At 65.8% G+C, this 18,342-nt stretch carries 17 protein-coding genes; 8 read left to right on the top strand and 9 right to left on the bottom strand.

What is annotated here, in order from left to right:
• Positions 1 to 21 precede the first annotated feature (21 nt).
• Positions 22 to 1,839 carry a translational GTPase TypA gene (gene typA / locus AC4GYS_RS01555; RefSeq protein WP_491107356.1) on the bottom strand — a complete coding sequence of 606 codons (1,818 nt, stop codon included), beginning with the start codon at positions 1,837 to 1,839 and terminating at the stop codon, positions 22 to 24.
• A gap of 106 nt (positions 1,840 to 1,945) precedes the next feature.
• Here typA and AC4GYS_RS01550 point away from each other — a divergent pair, with 106 nt between their 5' ends.
• Together AC4GYS_RS01550 and AC4GYS_RS01545 are read left to right on the top strand one after the other, a co-directional pair.
• A complete protein-coding gene (locus AC4GYS_RS01550) occupies positions 1,946 to 2,182 on the top strand; it encodes a plasmid stabilization protein (RefSeq protein WP_491107355.1) in 237 nt (78 codons plus the stop codon).
• Positions 2,183 to 2,195: 13 nt separating this feature from the next.
• Complete coding sequence (locus tag AC4GYS_RS01545; RefSeq protein WP_491107354.1) at positions 2,196 to 3,374, top strand: MFS transporter; 1,179 nt, start codon at positions 2,196 to 2,198, stop codon at positions 3,372 to 3,374.
• Here the strand turns inward: AC4GYS_RS01545 and AC4GYS_RS01540 are convergent.
• The 5 genes from AC4GYS_RS01540 to AC4GYS_RS01520 form a co-directional block, all read right to left on the bottom strand.
• Entirely contained in the window at positions 3,371 to 4,000 is a 630-nt protein-coding gene (locus tag AC4GYS_RS01540) for a cytochrome b (RefSeq protein WP_491107353.1), read from the bottom strand. The two genes, AC4GYS_RS01545 and AC4GYS_RS01540, sit on opposite strands and share 4 nt — an antisense overlap.
• Positions 4,001 to 4,036: 36 nt before the next feature.
• Positions 4,037 to 6,094 (bottom strand): 3-hydroxyacyl-CoA dehydrogenase NAD-binding domain-containing protein, encoded by a 2,058-nt coding sequence (locus tag AC4GYS_RS01535; protein WP_491107352.1) that lies wholly within the window; start codon positions 6,092 to 6,094, stop codon positions 4,037 to 4,039.
• 15 nt (positions 6,095 to 6,109) lie between these two features.
• Entirely contained in the window at positions 6,110 to 6,889 is a 780-nt protein-coding gene (locus tag AC4GYS_RS01530; RefSeq protein WP_491107351.1) for an SDR family NAD(P)-dependent oxidoreductase, read from the bottom strand.
• Positions 6,889 to 7,668 (bottom strand): SDR family NAD(P)-dependent oxidoreductase, encoded by a 780-nt coding sequence (locus tag AC4GYS_RS01525; protein ID WP_491107350.1) that lies wholly within the window; start codon positions 7,666 to 7,668, stop codon positions 6,889 to 6,891. The genes AC4GYS_RS01530 and AC4GYS_RS01525 overlap by 1 nt, the downstream gene beginning before the upstream one ends.
• Before the next feature lie 124 nt (positions 7,669 to 7,792).
• The gene (locus AC4GYS_RS01520) at positions 7,793 to 9,049 is read right to left on the bottom strand and encodes an acyl-CoA dehydrogenase family protein (protein WP_491107349.1); all 1,257 of its coding nucleotides are present in this window, start codon (positions 9,047 to 9,049) and stop codon (positions 7,793 to 7,795) included.
• Between the two features lie 113 nt (positions 9,050 to 9,162).
• On the opposite strand from AC4GYS_RS01520, the gene AC4GYS_RS01515 reads away from it, so the two are divergent.
• The 3 genes from AC4GYS_RS01515 to AC4GYS_RS01505 all read left to right on the top strand — a co-directional run bounded on the left by AC4GYS_RS01515 (position 9,163) and on the right by AC4GYS_RS01505 (position 12,160).
• Positions 9,163 to 9,741 carry a hypothetical protein gene (locus tag AC4GYS_RS01515; protein ID WP_491107348.1) on the top strand — a complete coding sequence of 193 codons (579 nt, stop codon included), beginning with the start codon at positions 9,163 to 9,165 and terminating at the stop codon, positions 9,739 to 9,741.
• Between the two features lie 44 nt (positions 9,742 to 9,785).
• Positions 9,786 to 10,940, top strand: coding sequence for an acyl-CoA dehydrogenase family protein (locus tag AC4GYS_RS01510; protein WP_491107347.1), 1,155 nt, complete (start codon positions 9,786 to 9,788; stop codon positions 10,938 to 10,940).
• Positions 10,941 to 11,029: 89 nt separating this feature from the next.
• The gene (locus tag AC4GYS_RS01505) at positions 11,030 to 12,160 is read left to right on the top strand and encodes an acyl-CoA dehydrogenase family protein (RefSeq protein ID WP_491107346.1); all 1,131 of its coding nucleotides are present in this window, start codon (positions 11,030 to 11,032) and stop codon (positions 12,158 to 12,160) included.
• A 46-nt stretch (positions 12,161 to 12,206) separates the two neighbouring features.
• On the opposite strand, the gene AC4GYS_RS01500 is transcribed toward AC4GYS_RS01505, so the two are convergent.
• On the bottom strand, positions 12,207 to 12,623 hold the full coding sequence (locus tag AC4GYS_RS01500; RefSeq protein ID WP_491107345.1) for a PaaI family thioesterase: 417 nt from the start codon (positions 12,621 to 12,623) through the stop codon (positions 12,207 to 12,209).
• A gap of 87 nt (positions 12,624 to 12,710) precedes the next feature.
• Between AC4GYS_RS01500 and AC4GYS_RS01495 the strand changes: the two genes are divergently transcribed.
• Both AC4GYS_RS01495 and spt read left to right on the top strand, forming a co-directional pair.
• On the top strand, positions 12,711 to 12,956 hold the full coding sequence (locus AC4GYS_RS01495) for an acyl carrier protein (RefSeq protein ID WP_491107344.1): 246 nt from the start codon (positions 12,711 to 12,713) through the stop codon (positions 12,954 to 12,956).
• A 21-nt stretch (positions 12,957 to 12,977) separates the two neighbouring features.
• Entirely contained in the window at positions 12,978 to 14,216 is a 1,239-nt protein-coding gene (spt, locus tag AC4GYS_RS01490; RefSeq protein ID WP_491109340.1) for a serine palmitoyltransferase, read from the top strand.
• Here spt and AC4GYS_RS01485 read toward each other — a convergent pair.
• Positions 14,213 to 15,418, bottom strand: coding sequence for a chymotrypsin family serine protease (locus tag AC4GYS_RS01485; protein ID WP_491107343.1), 1,206 nt, complete (start codon positions 15,416 to 15,418; stop codon positions 14,213 to 14,215). The two genes, spt and AC4GYS_RS01485, sit on opposite strands and share 4 nt — an antisense overlap.
• 88 nt (positions 15,419 to 15,506) lie before the next feature.
• On the opposite strand from AC4GYS_RS01485, the gene AC4GYS_RS01480 reads away from it, so the two are divergent.
• Complete coding sequence (locus AC4GYS_RS01480) at positions 15,507 to 17,468, top strand: ATP-binding protein (RefSeq protein WP_491107342.1); 1,962 nt, start codon at positions 15,507 to 15,509, stop codon at positions 17,466 to 17,468.
• Here AC4GYS_RS01480 and AC4GYS_RS01475 read toward each other — a convergent pair.
• Positions 17,465 to 18,337, bottom strand: coding sequence for a hypothetical protein (locus AC4GYS_RS01475; protein ID WP_491107341.1), 873 nt, complete (start codon positions 18,335 to 18,337; stop codon positions 17,465 to 17,467). The genes AC4GYS_RS01480 and AC4GYS_RS01475 overlap by 4 nt on opposite strands.
• Positions 18,338 to 18,342 lie beyond the last annotated feature (5 nt).

The raw sequence follows: 18,342 nt of genomic DNA, 5'->3' as shown, positions 1-18,342 counted from the left end.
GTAAACCGAGGGGGTCCCTGATCAGGCCGCCTCCGACTTACGCGATTCCCGCTTGCGCTCGTGCGGGTCGAGGAAGCGCTTGCGAATGCGGATGACCTTGGGCGTGACCTCGACCAATTCATCGTCCTGGATGTAGGCGATTGCCTGCTCCAGCGTCATGCGCCGTGGGGGCGTCAGGCGGATGCCTTCGTCCTTGCCGGATGCACGGAAGTTGGTGAGCTGCTTGCTCTTGAGCGGATTGACCTCAAGATCCTGCGGCTTGGCGTTCTCGCCGATGACCATGCCTTCATAAAGGTCGTCGCCCGGCGAGATGAACAGGACGCCCCGGTCCTCCAACGCATTCAGCGCATAAGCGACCGCCTTGCCCTTCTCCATGGAGATGAGCACACCGTTCTGCCGGCCGGTGATCGGGCCCTTGTAGGGGCCGTATTTCTCGAACAGGCGGTTCATGATGCCGGTCCCGCGCGTATCCGACAGGAACTCGCCGTGGTAGCCGATCAGGCCGCGCGAAGGGGCCGAGAAGGTGAGGCGGGTCTTGCCACCGCCAGATGGCCGCATGTCGGTCATCTCGGCCTTGCGCATCGCCATCTTCTCGACGACCGTGCCGGAGAATTCATCGTCCACATCGACCACGACCGTCTCATACGGCTCCTCACGGCCGTTGGGACCGTCGCGGAACAGCACGCGCGGGCGGCTGATGCCGAGCTCGAAGCCTTCGCGGCGCAGGGTCTCGATCACAACGCCGAGCTGAAGCTCGCCGCGACCGGCAACTTCAAATGCCTCGCCGCCCGGCGTCTCGCTGACGCGAATGGCGACGTTGCCCTCGGCTTCGCGCTCCAGCCGCTCGCGGATGACTCGGCTTTGCACCTTGTCGCCGTCCTTGCCGGCGAACGGGCTGTCGTTGACCGCGAACGTCATGGACAGGGTTGGCGGATCGATCTCACGCGCTTTCAGCGGTTCGGCGATCTGCGGCGTGCCGATGGTGTTGGAAACGGTGGCCTTCATCAGGCCGGCGATCGCGACGATGTCGCCCGCCTTCGCGCTCTCGACGGGCACGCGCTCCAGCCCTTCGAAGGCGAACAGCTTGCTGACCCGGCCGTCCTCGACGACCTTGCCGTTGACGTCCATCGCACGGATCGGATCGTTGATGTTGAGCGTGCCGCTTTCGATGCGGCCGGTCAGGATACGGCCGAGAAAGTTATCGCGGTCGAGCAGGGTGGCGAGCATCTTGAACTCGCCTTCCGGATCAAGCTGCGGCGCGGGCACATGATCGACGATTTTCTGGAACAGCGGCGTCAGGTCGCCCTCGCGCACGGTGTCTTCGGTCCCGGCATAGCCGGACCGCCCGGAAGCATAGAGCACGGGAAAGTCCAGCTGATCGTCGTTGGCCTCAAGATTGAGAAACAGCTCGAACACCTCGTCCAGCACTTCGGCCGGGCGCGCGTCGGGGCGATCGATCTTGTTCACCACCACGATCGGACGCAGGCCGAGGCTCAAGGCCTTGCCGGTCACGAACTTGGTCTGCGGCATCGGGCCCTCGGCCGAGTCGACCAGCAGGATGACGCCATCGACCATCGACAGGATGCGTTCCACCTCCGCACCGAAATCGGCGTGGCCGGGGGTGTCGACGATATTGATGTGGGTGCCGTTCCATTCGACCGAGGTGCACTTGGCCAGAATGGTGATCCCGCGCTCCTTTTCGAGGTCGTTGGAGTCCATCGCCCGCTCTTCGACGCGCTGGTTGTCGCGGAAGGTGCCGGATTGACGGAAAAGCTGGTCGACGAGCGTGGTCTTGCCATGATCGACGTGGGCGATGATCGCCACGTTGCGGAGGTTCATTGGTTTTCCTTGGAGAAGTCGCGGCGCCCCTAGCGGAAATGCTGCAGCGCGGCAACCGCATCGCTTGCGCGGCACGTGCGTTTTGATCGCGGAAGGAGATGCACCGATGCCGCAGGGAGACAAGAACGCCTACACCGACAAGCAGCGGCGGGAGGCCGATCACATTGCCGAAGGCTACGTGAAGCGTTGCGTGTCGCGAAAGGAAGCGGAAGAGCGTGCCTGGCGCACCGTCAATGCTCATGAAGGCGGCGGCAGGAACAGCGGATCAGGCCGCACCAGCAGCCGTAGCGAGGCCGCGAAGGAGGGCTGGGAAACGCGCAGGCGCAATGCCCGTAAGAAATAGCTAGGCTGGGGCGGTGAGCCGTCCTCGCCTTCCTCGCACCGTATGGGTCCTGGGTTTCGTCAGCCTGTTGATGGACCTGAGTTCCGAGATCTACCACGCGCTGCTGCCGCTGTTCGTGACGGTCACTTTGGGCGCATCGGTGGCCGTGTTGGGCGCGATCGACGGGGTGGCCGAGGCGACCGCCAACTTTGCCAAGCTTGCGGCCGGGCGGCTGAGCGACCGTTCCCAGCGGCGCAAGCCGTGGATCCTGCTCGGCTACGGCCTGGCGGCCATGACCAAGCCCTGGTTCGCCTTGGCCACCACGCCGGTCATGGTGCTGGGCGCCCGGCTGGTCGATCGGACCGCAAAGGGCATTCGAGGCGCGCCGCGCGACGCGATGGTGGCGGATGAAACGCGTCCCGAAATCCGGGGTGCCGCCTATGGCCTGCGCCAAAGCCTGGATACGGTCGGGGCGTTTCTGGCGCCGCTCGCAGCGGTCGGGCTGATGTGGCTGTTCGCCGAAGATATCCGCGCCGTATTCTGGGTGGCGGTCATCCCGGCCATCGCCTCGGTGACGTTGGCGTGGCTGCTATTGCGTGAGCCGACGCGACATGTCGCCGCGGGAACAATGCAGCCGTTGCTGCGCGGTTTCCGGGAGGTCGACAAGGCGAGCCGGAGGCTGATCCTCGTGGCGTTCGTCTTCACCCTGGCGCGTTTTTCGGAGAGTTTCCTGATCCTCAAAGGTCATTATGCCGGGCTGAGCCTCGCCGCGGCGCCGCTGGTGCTCGTGGTATTCAACTTCGCTTACCTTCTGCTCAGCTATCCGGCGGGGGCGCTGAGTGATCGACGCGACCCGCGCGGCGTACTGGTGGCGGGGATCGCCATGCTGGTCGCCGGCAACCTGGTGCTGGCACGGACGGACGGTTTGGCCTGGGCCGCGGTCGGTGTCTTCCTGTGGGGCGGGCACATGGCCCTTACCCAGGGACTGTTCGCGCGGCTGGTAGCGGATTGCGCGCCCGAACAGCTTCGCGCGACCACCTTCGGCCTGTTCCACTTCGCCACCGGCATCGCGACCTTGCTGGCGAGTGTCGCGGCCGGCCTATTATGGGAGCGGCAGGGACCGACCGCGGCGTTCACTGCGAGTGCGGTGGTCGCGGCCCTTGCGGGCATGCTGGTGATGAGCCTGCCGCCGAGCGGCCGGGCCGAGCGCTAATATCGGGCCTCGACCCTGGCGGAACCTTGCCCGACGACGACCTCTTCTCCGTTCGCGGGACGGAAGGGGGGCATCCGGCCCGACGAAGGGCCACGATCGATGAGCTGATGCTTGATCGCCGCGGCAGCGTGGATGACGATCAGCGCGATCAGGACGAACGCGAGCAGGGCATGCGCTTCGCCTGCCACTTCACCCAAACCCTCGGGAATTCCGGGGATGGTCGGAATGGTGATTCCGCCAATCAGCGTCGTGGGCTGACCCTGCGATCGTGCCGAAACTGCGATGAAACCGCCAATCGGCAGGCCGATCAGCAGCAGGTAGAACAGCCGGTGGTTCCAGGTGCCCGCGATCCGTTCCCAGCGCTTCATGTCGGTCGGGTACGGTGGGGGCGGATTCTTCAGGCGGTAGGTCAGGCGGGCAAGCGTCAGCAGCAGGACCAGCGCGCCGACGGTCTTGTGCCAATTGAACGTTCCCGCCCGCTCCGGGCCCGGCGGCGCGTCTTCGAAGCTGAACCCGAGCCAGATCTGGAAGATGACCAGCGCGGCCGTGATCCAGTGAATGGCCACGGCAAGGTTGGAATAACGGCGGACGGGGTGCTGCTCACGCGCTTCGGGAACACTCGCCATCCGCCATTCTCCTAGGGGTTGTAGGCCTTGAACGACCTAACGGGTGAATTTCTCCCCCTTTTCCGCCTTGTCGAGCAGTAGCTTGGAGAAGGAGAAGTTCTCCATGCGGTCTTCCTGGTTGCGCAATCCCTCGACGATTCTGGCAAGACCCTCGCTATCGGCCCAGTGCATCGGGCCGCCACGGTAGACCGGCCAGCCGTAGCCGTAGACCCACACCACATCGATGTCGGACGCGCGCTGGGCCATGCCTTCCTCGAGGATCTTCGCGCCCTCGTTGACCATGGTGTAGATGGTGCGCTCCGTGATCTCCTGGTCGGTGATCTCGCGGGCGGTCACACCGGACTTGGCGCGGAAGTCCTCGATGATCTCCTGCACCCGGGCGCTCGGGGACGGCTTACGCTTGTCGTCGTAATCATAGAAGCCCGCCTGCTTTTTCTGTCCCCAGCGGCCTTCGGCGGCGAGCGCGTCGCGGATGTTCTCGATGCGGGTCGGATCGCGGTGCCAGCCGATGTCGACGCCGGCGAGGTCGGCCATCTGGAACGGCCCCATCGGCATTCCGAAGTCGGTGTGAACCTTGTCGATCTGCGCCGGGGTCGCACCCTCCAGCAGCAGGCGGGTCGCCTCCGTCTGGCGCGGGATCAGCATGCGGTTGCCGATGAAGCCGTAGCAGACGCCCGCGACGACGGCGACTTTCCGGATCTTCTTGGCGAGCTGCATGGCAGTGACCAGCACGTCGGGCGCGGTTTCCTTGCCGCGCACGACCTCCAGCAGCTTCATGATGTTGGCGGGCGAGAAGAAGTGCAGGCCGAGCACGTCCTGCGGACGGCTGGTCGCCGCCGCGATCTCGTCGATGTTGAGGTAGCTGGTGTTGGACGCGAGGATCGCGCCCGGCTTGGCGATTGTGTCGAGGCGGCCAAAGATGTCCTTCTTGATCTCCATCTGCTCGAACACGGCCTCGATGATGAGGTCGCAGTCGGCCAGCTCGTCAAAGTTCAGCGTCGCCTTCAACAGGCCCATGGCCTGTCCGACCTGCTCGGCGGTCAGCTTCCCCTTGGCCGCGCTCGCCTGATAGTTTTTGAGCATCACGCCCGTGCCGCGATCAAGCGCCTCCTGCGCCATCTCGACGATGGTCACCGGAATGCCGGCCGACAAAAAGTTCATCGAAATGCCGCCGCCCATGGTGCCGGCGCCAATCACGCCGACGCGCTTGATCTCGCGGGGCTTGGTGTCCTCGGGAATGCCGTCAATCTTGGACGCTTTGCGCTCGGCGAAGAAGAAATATTGCTGCGCCTTGGCCTGGCTGCCGCTCATCAGCTCCATGAACAGCTTGCGCTCGACCTGCACCCCTTCCGCATAGGGGCTTTGGGTTGCGGCGCGGACGGCCTCCAGGTTCTTCATCGGCGCTTCGAAGCTGCGGAAGGTGCGGGCGTTGTTCTTGATAAACTCGTCGAAGATCGCCGGATCGGTGCCTTTGATCTTGTCCTGTCGTTCCGAGCTTTTCGGCAGCGGGCGGACCTCGGCAACCTCGGTTGCGTAGGCGACGGCATGCTGCAGCAGGTCGCCTTCGATGATGCGGTCAACCAGGCCGACGTCATAGGCTTCCTGGGCGCTGACCGGCGTGCCGCTAGTGGTCATCTCCAGCGCCTTTTGAACGCCCGCCACGCGCGGCAGCCTCTGCGTCCCGCCCGCCCCTGGCAGTAGGCCGAGCTTCACTTCGGGCACGCCGAGCTTGGCCGAGGGCACGGCCACCCGGTAGTGAGCAGCAACCGCCACCTCCAGTCCGCCGCCTAGCGCGGTGCCGTGAATGGCGGCGACGACCGGCTTGGAGCAATTCTCGATGATGTCGACGACCTGCGGCAGCATCGGTTGGGCGAACGCCTTGGGCGTGCCGAACTCGCTGATATCGGCCCCGGCGAAAAAGGTCTGCCCCTCGCCGATGATCACCACCGCGGCGACACTTTCATCGGCTTCCGCTTCCTCGATCCCCTTCACCAGCCCCTCACGCACGGCATGACCGAGCGAGTTCACCGGCGGGTTGTTGGAGCGGATGATGAGAACGTGGCCGTGCTTTTCAGTGGTGATGGGGGAGGTCATGTGGGGCTCCGTAAGTTAAATGGCCGTGCGGCCGTAATCTTGGCGGTTGAACGGGTGCGACGAGGACAGCCCGCCATCGACCACCAGTGCGTGGCCGTTGACGTAGCTGCTTTCGTCGGAGGCGAGGAACAGGGCGGCGTGGGCGATCTCGTTCGGCTGCCCGCCCCGACGCAGCGGATTGAGGTGGCCGAGCTTGTCCTCGACGCCCTTGGCGCGGGCGCGTTCGTAGACGAATTCGGTCATGCCGGTTTCGATGAGGCCGGGGCAGATGGCGTTCACGCGGACGTTGGAGCCGGCGAGCTGCTGCGCGGCGGTCTTGACCAGACTGATGACGCCCGCCTTGCTGGCAGAATAGGCCGGCCCGCCCGCGCCCGAGCGAAGGCCGGCAACGCTGGCGGTGCAGATGATCGATCCGCCGCCCTGCTGCTTGATCACCGGCGCCGCATGCTTGATGGCGAGGAAGGGGCCGATCAGGTTGACGCGCAGGATCTCCTGCCAGTCCTCGACCGATTGTTCGAAGATCGAGGCAAGCCCGCCGGAGATGCCGGCGTTGGCGAAGAACCCGTGCAGCGCCCCATGCTGTTCGCGCGCGATCGAAACGAGGCGCAGGACGTCCTCTTCCTTGCCCGCGTCGGCAAGGTGGTCGGCGCCCTGCAAATCACCCGCGATCACGGTCGCGCCATGGTCGCGAAACAGCTCGCACGTCGCCTTGCCGATGCCGGAGCCGGCACCGGTAATGACGATCACCTTGCCTTCGAGGCGCGGATGGTGGCGGTGTTCCGGTTCGACGCTCATCAGAACCCCGCCCCGAAGGTGCTTCCGCCATCCACGACCAGCGTCTGACCGGTGACGAAGCTCGCAGCGTCACTTGCCAGGAAGATCGCCGCGCCAGCAAGTTCGCGCGGTTCGCCGATGCGCTTCAGTGCGGCCACCTTGGTCACGGATTTGAGGATGTCCGGATTCTCCCACAAAGCGCGGGCGAAGTCGGTACGGACCAGGCCTGGGGCGATGGCGTTGACGCGCACGCCCTCGGGCCCGAACTCCGCAGCCAGGTTGCGAACGAGCTGCAGGTCGGCCGCCTTGGAGATGTTGTAGGCGCCGATCACGGTGGAACTGGTCAGGCCGCCGACGGACGAGACGATGATGATTGATCCCTCGCCGCGCTCCACCATTTCCGGCGCGACCATGCTGGTCAGCCAGTGGTTGGCGAGGACGTTGTTGTCCATGATCTTGCGGAACTGCTCGTCGCTGATCCCGGCCATCGGCCCGTAATAGGGGTTGGAGGCGGCGTTGCAGACGAGGATGTCAATCTTGCCGAATTGGGCGCGGGTCTCGTCGACCAGCTGCTGCAGCGCTTCCTTGTCGGAGATGCTGGCGGCAATCGCCACCGCCCGCCCTTCGCCATGTTGCGCGTTGATGGCAGCGGCGACTTCGTCGCAAGCGTCCTGCTTGCGGCTGGAGATGACAACCTTGGCGCCCTGCTCGGCCATGCCCTCGGCAATCGCGCGGCCGATGCCGCGGGAAGAGCCGGTAATGATGGCGACTTTGCCGGTCAGGTCGAAGAGTGAGGTCAACTGGCGTCTCCTTTGTCGCTCGTCCTGAGCGAAGCGTAGCGAAGTCGAAGGGCGTTCGCTCGTGCCGGCGCCCTTCGACTTCGCGCTGCCGCGCTCCGCTCAGGACGAGCGTGGTTCTGCATGATCACGGCACCTGCGGATCGACCGGCGCGTGCTTGCCGAACTCGATCATCGCGATGCTGCGGTTGTGGACCTCGTCGGGGCCGTCCGCCAGCCGAAGCGTGCGGATACCCGCCCAGCTGTGCGCCAGCGGCGTGTCCTGGCTGACGCCGGCGCCGCCATGCGCCTGGATCGCGTCGTCGATGATCTGCAGCGCCATGCGCGGCGCCTTGACCTTGATCATTGCGATCTCGGCCTTGGCGGCCTTGTTGCCGGCCTTGTCCATCATGTCCGCAGCCTTGAGGCAGAGGAGGCGGGTGGCGTCGATCTCGATTCGCGCCTCCGCCACGCGCTGTTCCCACACGCTATGCTCGGACAGGCGCTTGCCGAACGCGACGCGGGACTGCAAGCGGCGGACCATCAGTTCCAGCGCTTCTTCGGCCGCGCCGATGGTGCGCATGCAATGGTGGATTCGGCCGGGCCCGAGGCGGCCCTGGGCAATTTCGAACCCGCGCCCCTCGCCGAGCAGCAGGTTATTGGAGGGCACGCGAACGTCCTTGAGCTCAATTTCCATGTGACCATGCGGCGCATCGTCATAGCCGTAGACGTTGAGCGCCCGCTCGACCGTCACGCCGGGCGAATCCAACGGCATCAGGATCATCGATTGCTGCTGATGCTTGCGGGCTTCCACGTCGGTCTTGCCCATCAGGATGGCGACCTTGCAGCGCGGGTCGCCGGCGCCGCTCGACCACCATTTGCGGCCGTTGATGACATAATCATCGCCGTCGCGCTCGATCCGGCATTCGATGTTGGTCGCGTCCGACGAAGCGACGCCCGGCTCGGTCATCAGGAAGGCGGAGCGGATCTCGCCGCGCATCAACGGAGCGAGCCACTGATCCTTCTGCTGCCGAGTGCCATAGCGGTGGAGCACTTCCATGTTGCCGGTGTCCGGCGCGGAGCAGTTGAACACCTCGGCCGACCACAGGATTCGGCCCATTTCTTCCGCGCAGAGGGCATATTCGAGATTGGTGAGTTGCTCGCCCTCGAAGGGGAAGCTCTCGTCCACGTGCTGGAGCGCCCCGCCGGGTGGCATGAATAGGTTCCACAGGCCCTGGCGCTGAGCGAGGGGCTTCAATTCCTCGATCACCGACAGCGGCTGCCACCGGTCCCCGGTCGCGATCTCGCGAACATAGTCCTGCTGGCGCGGGCGGATGTGGCTGTCGATGAATTCGCGCACACGGTCGCGGAAGTGGGCCTGACGGTCGGTAAGGTCGAAGTCCATGACACCTCTCGGAAACGGCTTGCCGGTCGCTCTGTCAGAAAGCCGGAGCCGGCGCCAGCCCGTCGGTGCGGCGCTGGCACGGAACGTCGGTGGACGGCGGCGGTTGGTCGCGGATGCGACTCCTAATCACAGCCGCGACCGCCGTGCTTCTGGTCGCCTGTTCGTCCGACCGTGACTTGGGCGACGAGACCGCGCAGAACGCGTTGATAACCGTCGATCCGGAGGATCGCTCTGGCGCGCCGCTGACGGAGGTGCCGGCCTATATTCCCGGCGCTACCCGGAATGCCGGCGCGGAGCAGCTTCCTCCGCCACCGCCGATCGCGCTTCCCGGCAGTGCGCAGGACGCCGCTGGCATCGTGAGGCGCTATTTCGGGTTGCTTGCGGCGCGGCAATTCGTCGACGCCCACAAGCTTTGGACCGTTGGCGTCGGCGACCTCGCCGACGAGACCTTCGCCGATCAGTTCTCCGGCTATCGCGAATACCGCGGGGTCATCGGCGACCCGGGTCGGGTCGAGGGCGCGGCCGGTTCGCTGTTCGTGACGGTGCCGGTGCAGGTATCGGGCGTGACCAGTTCCGGCGAGCGGTTCGAAGAGCCGCAGATCGTGACGTTGCGCCGGGTCAACAATGTGCCGGGCGCGACGGCCGAACAGCTGCAATGGCGGATCACCAAGGTGGACAAGCCGCCGCATTGACGCGTTCGTCCGGGCCGGGCATCGCCGCTGCCGGAGGACACGCCATGACCGATCTCGAGACCTTCCGCGCCGATACCCGTGCCTGGCTTGAGGCGAACTGCCCGCCGGAGATGCGGACGCCGGTGAAAAGCGAGGATGACGTCTGCTGGGGCGGGCGCCATTTCCAGTTTCAGTCGGAAGCGCAGAAGCGCTGGCTGGAGGTCATGGCGGAGCGCGGCTGGACCGTGCCGGATTGGCCGAAGGAATATGGCGGCGGCGGCCTGTCGCCGGCCGAGGCCAAGGTGCTGAAGGAGGAACTGCGGGCGATCGGCGCGCGGCCGCCGCTGACCAGCTTCGGCATCTCCATGCTTGGGCCGGCGCTGCTGAAATATGGCACGGAGGAGCAGAAGAAGCGCTTTCTGACAGAGATTGCGCGGGGCGAGATCCGCTGGTGCCAGGGCTATTCGGAGCCGGGTGCAGGGTCGGACCTTGCCGGGCTGCAGACCAAGGCCGAGGACGCGGGCGACCACTGGATCGTCAACGGGCAGAAGGTGTGGACCAGCTATGCCGACCAGGCCGACTGGATCTTCTGCCTCGTGCGGACCTCGACCGAATCGAAGCACGGCGGGATCAGCTTCGTGCTGTTCGACATGGAATCGGAGGGCGTTTCGACCAAGCCGATCCTGCTGATCAGCGGCTATTCGCCCTTCTGCGAGACATTCTTCGACAATGTGAAGGTGCCCAAGAGCCAGCTGGTGGGCGAGCTCAACAAGGGTTGGGACGTCGCCAAATATCTGCTCGGCCACGAGCGCGAGATGATCAGCGGTATGGGGCTTGGCGGCGGATCATCGATTCTCGGCAAACAACTGGGCGAGATTGCCGACCCAATGCTGCGCGCCGAGGTGGCGGCGTTCGATGTCGACGCGCTCGCCTTCGCGGCGATGAGCGAGCATTTCCTCGACCAGCTGAAGGCCGGCGAAGCGCACCCCGCCATGCCGAGCATGATGAAATATGCCGGGACCGAGCTCAACAAGCGGCGGCACGAATTGGTGATGGCAGCGGGCGGTTCCGACACGCTGGAGTGGGAGACCGAGCGCACCCGCGGCGGCAAGCCGGCGCGCGAGTGGCTGCGGACCAAGGCCAATTCGATCGAGGGCGGCACCAGCGAGATCCAGCTTGGGATCGTCGCCAAGCACATCTTGCGGCTCCCGGGAGCCTGAATCGAGATCGCCGTTCGTCCCGAGCGAAGTCGAGGGACATTCGGTAAGCGTGTCTCGACTTCGCTCGACACGAACGGAAATAGTTTACGATGACCATACTCACCGACGACCAGAAACAGCTTCAAGACATGGCCCGCTCGTTTCTGGCGGAAGAGGGCACAATCAAGAAGCAGCTTCGCCATTGGCGCGACACGGGCTGCAAGGACGGGCTCGGCCACGCCTTGTGGAAGCAGTTCGGCGAGCTGGGACTGACCGGCGTCATGGTGCCCGAAGACAAGGGCGGGCTCGGGCTCGGCGCGACGGAGGCGGCGCTGGTGCTTGAGGAAGTGGGACGCAATTTGACGCCGTCGCCGTTCCTCACGACCGCCATGGCCGCGGTGCGGGCGCTGGACGGCACGGCGCAAGGCGACCGGTGGTTCCTGGGCATCGTCGCTGGTGAGACCGTAGCCGCACTGGCGATTGACGAAGGCAAGCATCACGCCCCGGAGCAGATCGCGCTGGAAGCCAAGCGGTCGGGCAACGGCTTCACCCTGTCTGGCGTCAAGCAGTTCGTCGTGCATGGCGCGTCGGCCGACGTGATCCTGGTCGCCGCGCGCACCGGTGGCTCGGCTGGTGAGCGGGATGGCGTGACCCTGTTCGCGCTCGAGCGGGACGCGTCCGGGCTTGAAGTCGAAAACGTCACCCTTGCCGACGCGAGCAAGGCGGCTCGGCTGACCCTGAATAATGTCTCGGTCGACGCCGATGCCGTGGTCGGAGACGTCGACGGAGGGTGGACTCCGATCTCGCGTGCGCTTGCAGCCGGCCGAACCGGCGCCGCAGCGGAGCTTGTGGGGCTTGCAGCCGGCGCCACCGACATGACGGTCGAATACCTGAAGGCCCGCAAACAGTTCGGCCGGCTGATCGGCGAGTTCCAAGCGCTGCAGCATCGCGCCGCACACCTGTTCGGCGAGATCGAGATCGCTCGGGCGGCGACGTACAAGGCTGCGGAACTGCTAGACGCGGGCAGCGAGCGGGCGGAGCTGATGGTCCATGTCGCCAAGGCCAAGGCCAATCGCTCCGCGCAGCTTGCGGTGCAGGAAGGGGTGCAGATGCACGGCGGCATCGGCATGACCGACGAACATGACATCGGCCTTTACATGAAGCGGGAAGCCGTGCTCGGCCGGCTGTTTGGCGACTGGCGCTACCATGCGGGCAAAGTGGCGGCGCTGAGCGGGTATTAGTCGTCGTTGCGAGGAGCGAAGCGACCAAGCAATCCAGTGTCCCGCGCTATGGATTGCTTCGCTGCGCTCGCAATGACGAAGTCTCCCGATCCAGCAGGAAATTGATCCGCGCGCTGGCGATGGGTCGCTTGCGGTCCTGTTGCCAGGCGAACGCCTCGACATTGGCGATGCTTCGGCCGAGCCGTTCAATCACCGCGTCGGCATAGGTTTCGCGGTCACGGCCGCCCAGCATATAGTCGACCGTCACGGTGATCGGCTTCATCACCACCTGTTCGCTGTCCAGGGCCTGGCGGAGGGTCGCGTAGGCGGCGAACTCCAGCAGGCCGGCGATGGCCCCGCCGTGGAGGAATTGTGGTCGGCCCATCACATCGTCGTGCCAGGGCATGATGAACAGCGGCGATCCGTCTTCGCGCTGCTCGGTGCGCAGCTGCAGCAGGTCGGCATAGGGCGGAAGATCGGTCATCACCTGCCCTCATAGTCTGAGCGGCCTTTGCCGCAATGCCGCCCCTTTGCGTTGTCACAGCCCGCCGCGATAGATTAGGGACCCTTCATGACCGACCGTGACGAACGCCTCCAGACCATCCTCAAGCTCATCGGCGAGTTCAATAAGAAGGGCGTCGCCGTCAGCGAGGAAACCCGCTTCGCGCAGGATCTGGAGTGGGACAGCCTGACGGTGATGGATTTCGTCGCTGCGGTCGAGGACGAGTTTGACATCATCATCACGATGAACCGCGCCGCCGAGATCGAGACGGTCGGACAGCTGGTCGACGCCGTTGCCGAACTGAAGGGCGAATAAGTGACCGACCCGGGTCTCGCCATGACCGCCGACGCCGGCAAGGCCGCTCCGCGAGGCAGCTCGCCGGACCTGTTCGACAAGTTCCAGCCGTTGATCGACCAGCGCGAACAGCTGCTGTCGACCGGGCTCACTGACCCGTTCAATCTCGTCATGGAACGGGTGGAAAGTCCGACGGTCGCCATTTGCAACGGCCGCCGCACGATCCTGCTCGGCACCTACAATTACATGGGCATGACGTTCGACCCGGACGTGATCGCCGCCGGCAAGCAGGCGCTCGATGACTTCGGCAGCGGCACGACCGGCAGCCGGGTGTTGAATGGTACCTATCGGGGTCACCGGGAGTGCGAGGATGCGCTGAAGCAATTTTACGGAATGGACCACGCGATGGTCTTTTCCACCGGCTACCAGGCGAACCTCGGCATCATTTCCACCATGGCCGGCAAGGATGATTACGTCATCCTCGATATCGACAGCCATGCGTCGATCTATGACGGATGCGCGCTCGGCAATGCGCAGATCGTCGCCTTTCGTCACAATGACGTGGAAGCGCTGGAAAAGCGGTTGAAGCGCCTGCCGGCCGAAGCCGGCAAGCTGGTCGTGCTGGAAGGTGTCTATTCGATGCTGGGCGACGTCGCTCCGCTGAAGGAGATGGTCGCCATCTCCAAGGCGCACGGCGCGATGGTGCTGGTGGACGAGGCGCATTCGATGGGCTTCATCGGCGAGAACGGCCGCGGCGTCGCCGAAGCGCAAGGCGTGATCGACGATGTCGACTTCATCATCGGCACGTTCAGCAAGTCGGTCGGCACCGTCGGCGGCTTTTGCGTGTCCAACCACCCCAGGTTCGAGATCCTGCGGCTGGTCTGCCGGCCCTATGTCTTCACCGCGTCGCTGCCGCCCAGCGTGGTCGCGACCGCAGCGACCTCGATCCGCAAGCTCATGCACGGCGGAGACAAGCGCACGCACCTCCTGCAGAACAGCAAGCGGCTGCACTCCGGCCTGAAGCGCCTCGGCTTCACGCTCGGCACCGACGAGCCGCAAAGCGCCATCATCGCCGTCATCATGCCAGACCTGGAGCGTGGCGCCGCCATGTGGGAGGCGCTGCTGCACGAGGGGCTGTACGTGAATCTCGCGCGTCCGCCGGCGACCCCGCAGGGCATGACCCTGCTCCGTTGCTCGCTCTGCGCCGAACATTCCGAAGCCCAGGTCGGTGAAATCCTCGGCATGTTCGAGGTCGCCGGCAAACGGGTCGGCGTGATCTAGCCCGCCGCCGCCGCCGCTGCCGTGTTGGTCATCAGCCGCCAGCCGTCCGGCAGGTAATCGGTCGACATGTAATAATAGAAGGCGCAGCTGTTGCCTTCGAGGAACGCGCCGCCCTTCAACACCCCAAGCGCGGTGGTCCCGATGAAGACCGGCGCGCCGCTGTCACCGCGCCGGCAGTTGGGCCCCTTGGCCGTCACCCAGCTGGTCGTGCACAGGCCGCCGCACAACTCGCCCGGCGGCGCGAAGTCGGTCAGCTCCACTTCCGAGCAGCTGCCGCCGGTGGCTTCCCCCCGCTTGCAGACCCAGTCGCCGGCGCGGGTCATCGGGCGCGTGATCCAGCCTGTCACCGGCCGAGCGACCGTCCGCGCCGTGTCGGAATAGATGAGTGGGGGATCGTAACCGACGCCGGTGTGCACCTGGATGTCGCGAAAGCCGGTGCCCCACTGACCGGCGAACTTCAGCTGCCGTTCCTCGCCATCGGGCCCGCGATAGCTCATCCGGTCGGCACAGTGCGCGGCGGTCGTGATGCCGCGTTCCTCGCCGCGCTGCACCAGAAAGCCGGTCGTGCAGACATAACGGGTCGTGCCTTCGTCGCTCACCACGCGCGAGCCGCCGATGGCGCCGGCGTTGGCGAAGGTGGCGGCGATCGCGCGGACTTCCACATCCACCCCGGTCAGCCGGGTCAACTCCGCGGCGACCTCGGCGACCGGGCGGGCCACTGCGGACGCGCGCTGAAAGACGAGCAGCCGCCCGGAGCGCGGGTCATGGCCGATGCCGCGCGTGCCCGGCACCGCGGCGGCAATCTGCGCGCGGTAACGGTCGATCGCGGCCAGAACCTCGGCCCTGGTCGCCCCGGCCCCGCCGCGCACGGTGACCGGGATGCGCTCGCCCGTCGCGGTCGGCAGCAGGAGATCGAACGGCTGCTGCGGCCCTTTCAGCAGGACGATCAGGCGCCAGTCGGGCGCGTGTTCGATCGACAGTCCGGCCAGCCGCTCGGCGAAGCGGAGCCGAAGCTGCTCGCTGGCGGGAATGCTGCTTCGCTGCAGCCGCAGGCGTCGCAAGGATTCTTCGGCACTGACGCCGTGGACCTGCGCATAGGCATCGGCGTCGCGCGCGATCGCGGCCGCGTCGGTGTCGATGACAGGCCCGGCGGCAGCGGCTGGGGCGGCGGCCAACAGAAGGGGCAGGAGGTGCTTCAGCATTCTTTGGGGGCGCTTACCACCGTCAATATGAACCGGTTCAAGCAAAAACGGGTAGCGTCCGCTTGCCTGCGGTCCTAGACTCCGTCCCATGTTAGCGTCGGTCGAGGACCGGAACTTCAATTGGCGCCGTGGCGGCGCGGCCGCGGGCGCTCTTTTTGCGACCTTGGTCCTGCTCGGCATGGTCCTGCTGGTCGCCATTTCGAACGAAGCCCGCGACGAGGCCCTGAAGCGCGAACGGCACGCCTATGACGTGACCCTGCTGGTCCGGACGGTGGACGCCACCATTTCGCGCTCGGAGGCCGCACTTGGGCGCTTCGTGCTGGACGAAGACGTCCGGCCCGAAGGCAGCGGCGCCATTTATGCCGACCAGTGGCGCCTTGCCGGTCACCAGATCCGGCAACTGGCCGCCCAGGTCCGCGCCAACCCGGCGCAGCGCGAGCGGGTGGCCGAATTGCGCGATCTTTACCATCAACGCGGGGTGGAGCTCGGCCAGGCGGCGCGGGCTGCGGCGGGCCAGCAGGGGCAGGGTGGGGCCCCCCTCTACTATGCCGCTTCATTGACCCAGACCGGGCCCGACCTGCGCGACAAGCTGGCAGAGATCGCGAATGCCGAACGGTTGGAATTGCGGCGCAGCATGCTGCGAACGCAATTCTTTTCCGCCGAAGCCGACCGGCTGACCGATTATCTGTCGTGGCTTGGCGTCATCGTCGGCCTTGGCGCAATCGGGCTCGGAATCCTGGCGATCCAGGTGCTGCGCGAAAACATCGCCGCGCGCCGGGAAGCGGAAACCCTCGAGCAGGCGGTGGCGCTACGCACGCAGGAATTGAGCGAGGCCAACGCGATGCTCAAGGCCGAGGCGGAAGAGCGAGAGGCGGCCGAGGCCCAACTACGCCAGGTCCAGAAGATGGAGGCCGTCGGACAGCTGACCGGCGGCATCGCGCATGATTTCAACAATATGCTGGCGGTGGTGGTGGGGGGCATCGATCTTGCCCGCCGCCGCCTGAACGGGCCCAAGCGAGAAATCCTGCTGCACCTCAACAACGCGATGGAAGGCGCGACCCGGGCAGCCGCGCTCACTCGCCGGCTGTTGAGCTTCGCCCGGTCGGAGCCGCTGCTTCCGTCGCGGATGGATCCAGCCGAGCTGGTCGGCGGCATGTCGGAACTGCTCGACCGAACCCTGGGGGAGCGGGTCCGGGTGGAGGTGCGCGCACCGGCCGGGTCCTGGCCGGTGTTCGTGGATCCGCACCAGCTTGAGAATGCGGTCCTGAACCTTGCGGTTAACGCGCGGGATGCCATGGACGGCGACGGTGTGGTAACCATCGCCACCGATAACGTCACGGTCGGTCCGGGCGAGGTCGGCGATATCCGTGGCGGCGATTATGTCCGGATATCGGTAAGCGATACCGGCTGCGGCATGACGGCGGAAGTGATGGAGCGGGCGTTCGAACCGTTCTTCACGACTAAGGAGGTCGGCAAGGGCACCGGCCTCGGCCTGTCCCAGATCTTCGGTTTCGCCCATCAGTCGGGCGGAGAAGTCGGGATCGAAAGTTCAGTAGGCGTCGGCACGACCGTTTCCATCTACCTGCCCAGGACCCAGGTGGAACCGGCCGAAGTGAGGATGCACCCGGCGATGCAGCAAAGGTTCGAAGCGGAAACGGCAGTGCCTGGCGCACGAATCCTGCTGGTCGAGGACGATCCGCGGGTCCGCGCGGCGACCGTCGGAGCGCTCGAAGACCTGGATTACGAGCCGGTGTCCTGCTCCTCCGGCGCCGAGGCGATCGCACTGTTTTCGAATCAGGAATTCGACCTGGTCATATCGGACGTCATCATGCCCGAGATGACCGGACCCGAGCTGGTGCGGGAGCTGAAGCAGCTGCGTCCGCAAACGGCGATCCTGTTCGTCACCGGCTTCGTCGGCGACGGCGAGGGCGATGATCTGGTCGGCTATGACCTTCTGCGTAAACCGTTCACCGTCACCGCCCTTGCAACCGCGGTCGCGACGGCGCTCGGCCGGTCTGTGCCGGACGAACCGCGCCGCGCCGCCGGCTAACGGATCGCGCGCGAGCGGAACAAGCGGGGCGCGAGGGTCAGCGCGGCCAGCAAAGGCCAGCGGCGCTGCCACGGCTTCAACTGAATATCGGTCCCGGCGTGGCGATTGATCTTCCACGCGATATAATCGGCGCCGCCGGCGAACGTCGCGCTGGCCTTGGCCAGACGCAGCACGGACAGGGCCTTGCCTTCCAGCCGCCGCCGACGCCAGCTGGAATGCCGTCGCCGGTTTTCCGCCCGGGCGGCCGCGAGCGCGGGTCCGGTGAAGCGCAGGTAGCGCTCCGGGTCGGAATCGACCACCGATTGTCCACGCTCCTTCTTCTCGGCGCGGAGTTCGGCGGAGTAGGTCAGGGCGAAGGCGGCGCGCCACAGGTCGAGCGGTCGCTGGTCGTTCGGGAGGACGGCGAGCGCTGCGCAGAGCAGCGTCGGAGCGGCACGGGCGACGGCCGAGATGGCCCGGCCTTCCGCCGCAACGTCCGACGACCAGACCAGCCGCGACGGTTGGGCGAAGCGGGCCCAGACGGACACGTTGCGGGTCTCCGGCCCGTTGAGACGGTGAAAGTCCGCCTCGCTGAGCACTGCATATTTGGCGTGCAGTCCGTTGTGCGCAAACGGAAAGACATTGGGGGGAATCAACCGGTTCGCGGCCGCCAACCATCGCCGGTCATAGGCGGCGCGGTAATCGGATACGATGAGATAGAAATCGAGCATCAACCCATCGAGCTGGCTCTCGCGCAGGCACGACCCGTAAAATAGCACCGCGCGGCTCGCCGGTCCGTGCCGCGCGGCGATGGCTTCGGCGAGAGCGCGGACCCTTGGATCGACCGGCTGCCGCAGCTCGGCCGCGACAAGATCGCGCAGTTGGCTCATCGAAA

The sequence above is a fragment of the Sphingomonas sp. SP1 genome, from assembly GCF_058313395.1.
The sequence above is the reverse complement of the archived record's forward strand: the minus strand, read 5'-3'. Positions and strand labels throughout refer to the sequence as shown.

Excerpts from the sequence above, each read along its gene's own strand:
- typA (WP_491107356.1), bottom strand. The coding sequence starts at position 1,839 with ATGAACCTCCGCAACGTGGCGATCATCGCCCACGTCGATCATGGCAAG.
- AC4GYS_RS01550 (WP_491107355.1), top strand. The coding sequence starts at position 1,946 with ATGCCGCAGGGAGACAAGAACGCCTACACCGACAAGCAGCGGCGGGAG.
- AC4GYS_RS01540 (WP_491107353.1), bottom strand. The coding sequence starts at position 4,000 with ATGGCGAGTGTTCCCGAAGCGCGTGAGCAGCACCCCGTCCGCCGTTAT.
- AC4GYS_RS01535 (WP_491107352.1), bottom strand. The coding sequence starts at position 6,094 with ATGACCTCCCCCATCACCACTGAAAAGCACGGCCACGTTCTCATCATC.
- AC4GYS_RS01530 (WP_491107351.1), bottom strand. The coding sequence starts at position 6,889 with ATGAGCGTCGAACCGGAACACCGCCACCATCCGCGCCTCGAAGGCAAG.
- AC4GYS_RS01520 (WP_491107349.1), bottom strand. The coding sequence starts at position 9,049 with ATGGACTTCGACCTTACCGACCGTCAGGCCCACTTCCGCGACCGTGTG.
- AC4GYS_RS01515 (WP_491107348.1), top strand. The coding sequence starts at position 9,163 with ATGCGACTCCTAATCACAGCCGCGACCGCCGTGCTTCTGGTCGCCTGT.
- AC4GYS_RS01510 (WP_491107347.1), top strand. The coding sequence starts at position 9,786 with ATGACCGATCTCGAGACCTTCCGCGCCGATACCCGTGCCTGGCTTGAG.
- AC4GYS_RS01505 (WP_491107346.1), top strand. The coding sequence starts at position 11,030 with ATGACCATACTCACCGACGACCAGAAACAGCTTCAAGACATGGCCCGC.
- AC4GYS_RS01500 (WP_491107345.1), bottom strand. The coding sequence starts at position 12,623 with ATGACCGATCTTCCGCCCTATGCCGACCTGCTGCAGCTGCGCACCGAG.
- AC4GYS_RS01495 (WP_491107344.1), top strand. The coding sequence starts at position 12,711 with ATGACCGACCGTGACGAACGCCTCCAGACCATCCTCAAGCTCATCGGC.
- spt (WP_491109340.1), top strand. The coding sequence starts at position 12,978 with ATGACCGCCGACGCCGGCAAGGCCGCTCCGCGAGGCAGCTCGCCGGAC.
- AC4GYS_RS01485 (WP_491107343.1), bottom strand. The coding sequence starts at position 15,418 with ATGCTGAAGCACCTCCTGCCCCTTCTGTTGGCCGCCGCCCCAGCCGCT.
- AC4GYS_RS01480 (WP_491107342.1), top strand. The coding sequence starts at position 15,507 with ATGTTAGCGTCGGTCGAGGACCGGAACTTCAATTGGCGCCGTGGCGGC.
- AC4GYS_RS01475 (WP_491107341.1), bottom strand. The coding sequence starts at position 18,337 with ATGAGCCAACTGCGCGATCTTGTCGCGGCCGAGCTGCGGCAGCCGGTC.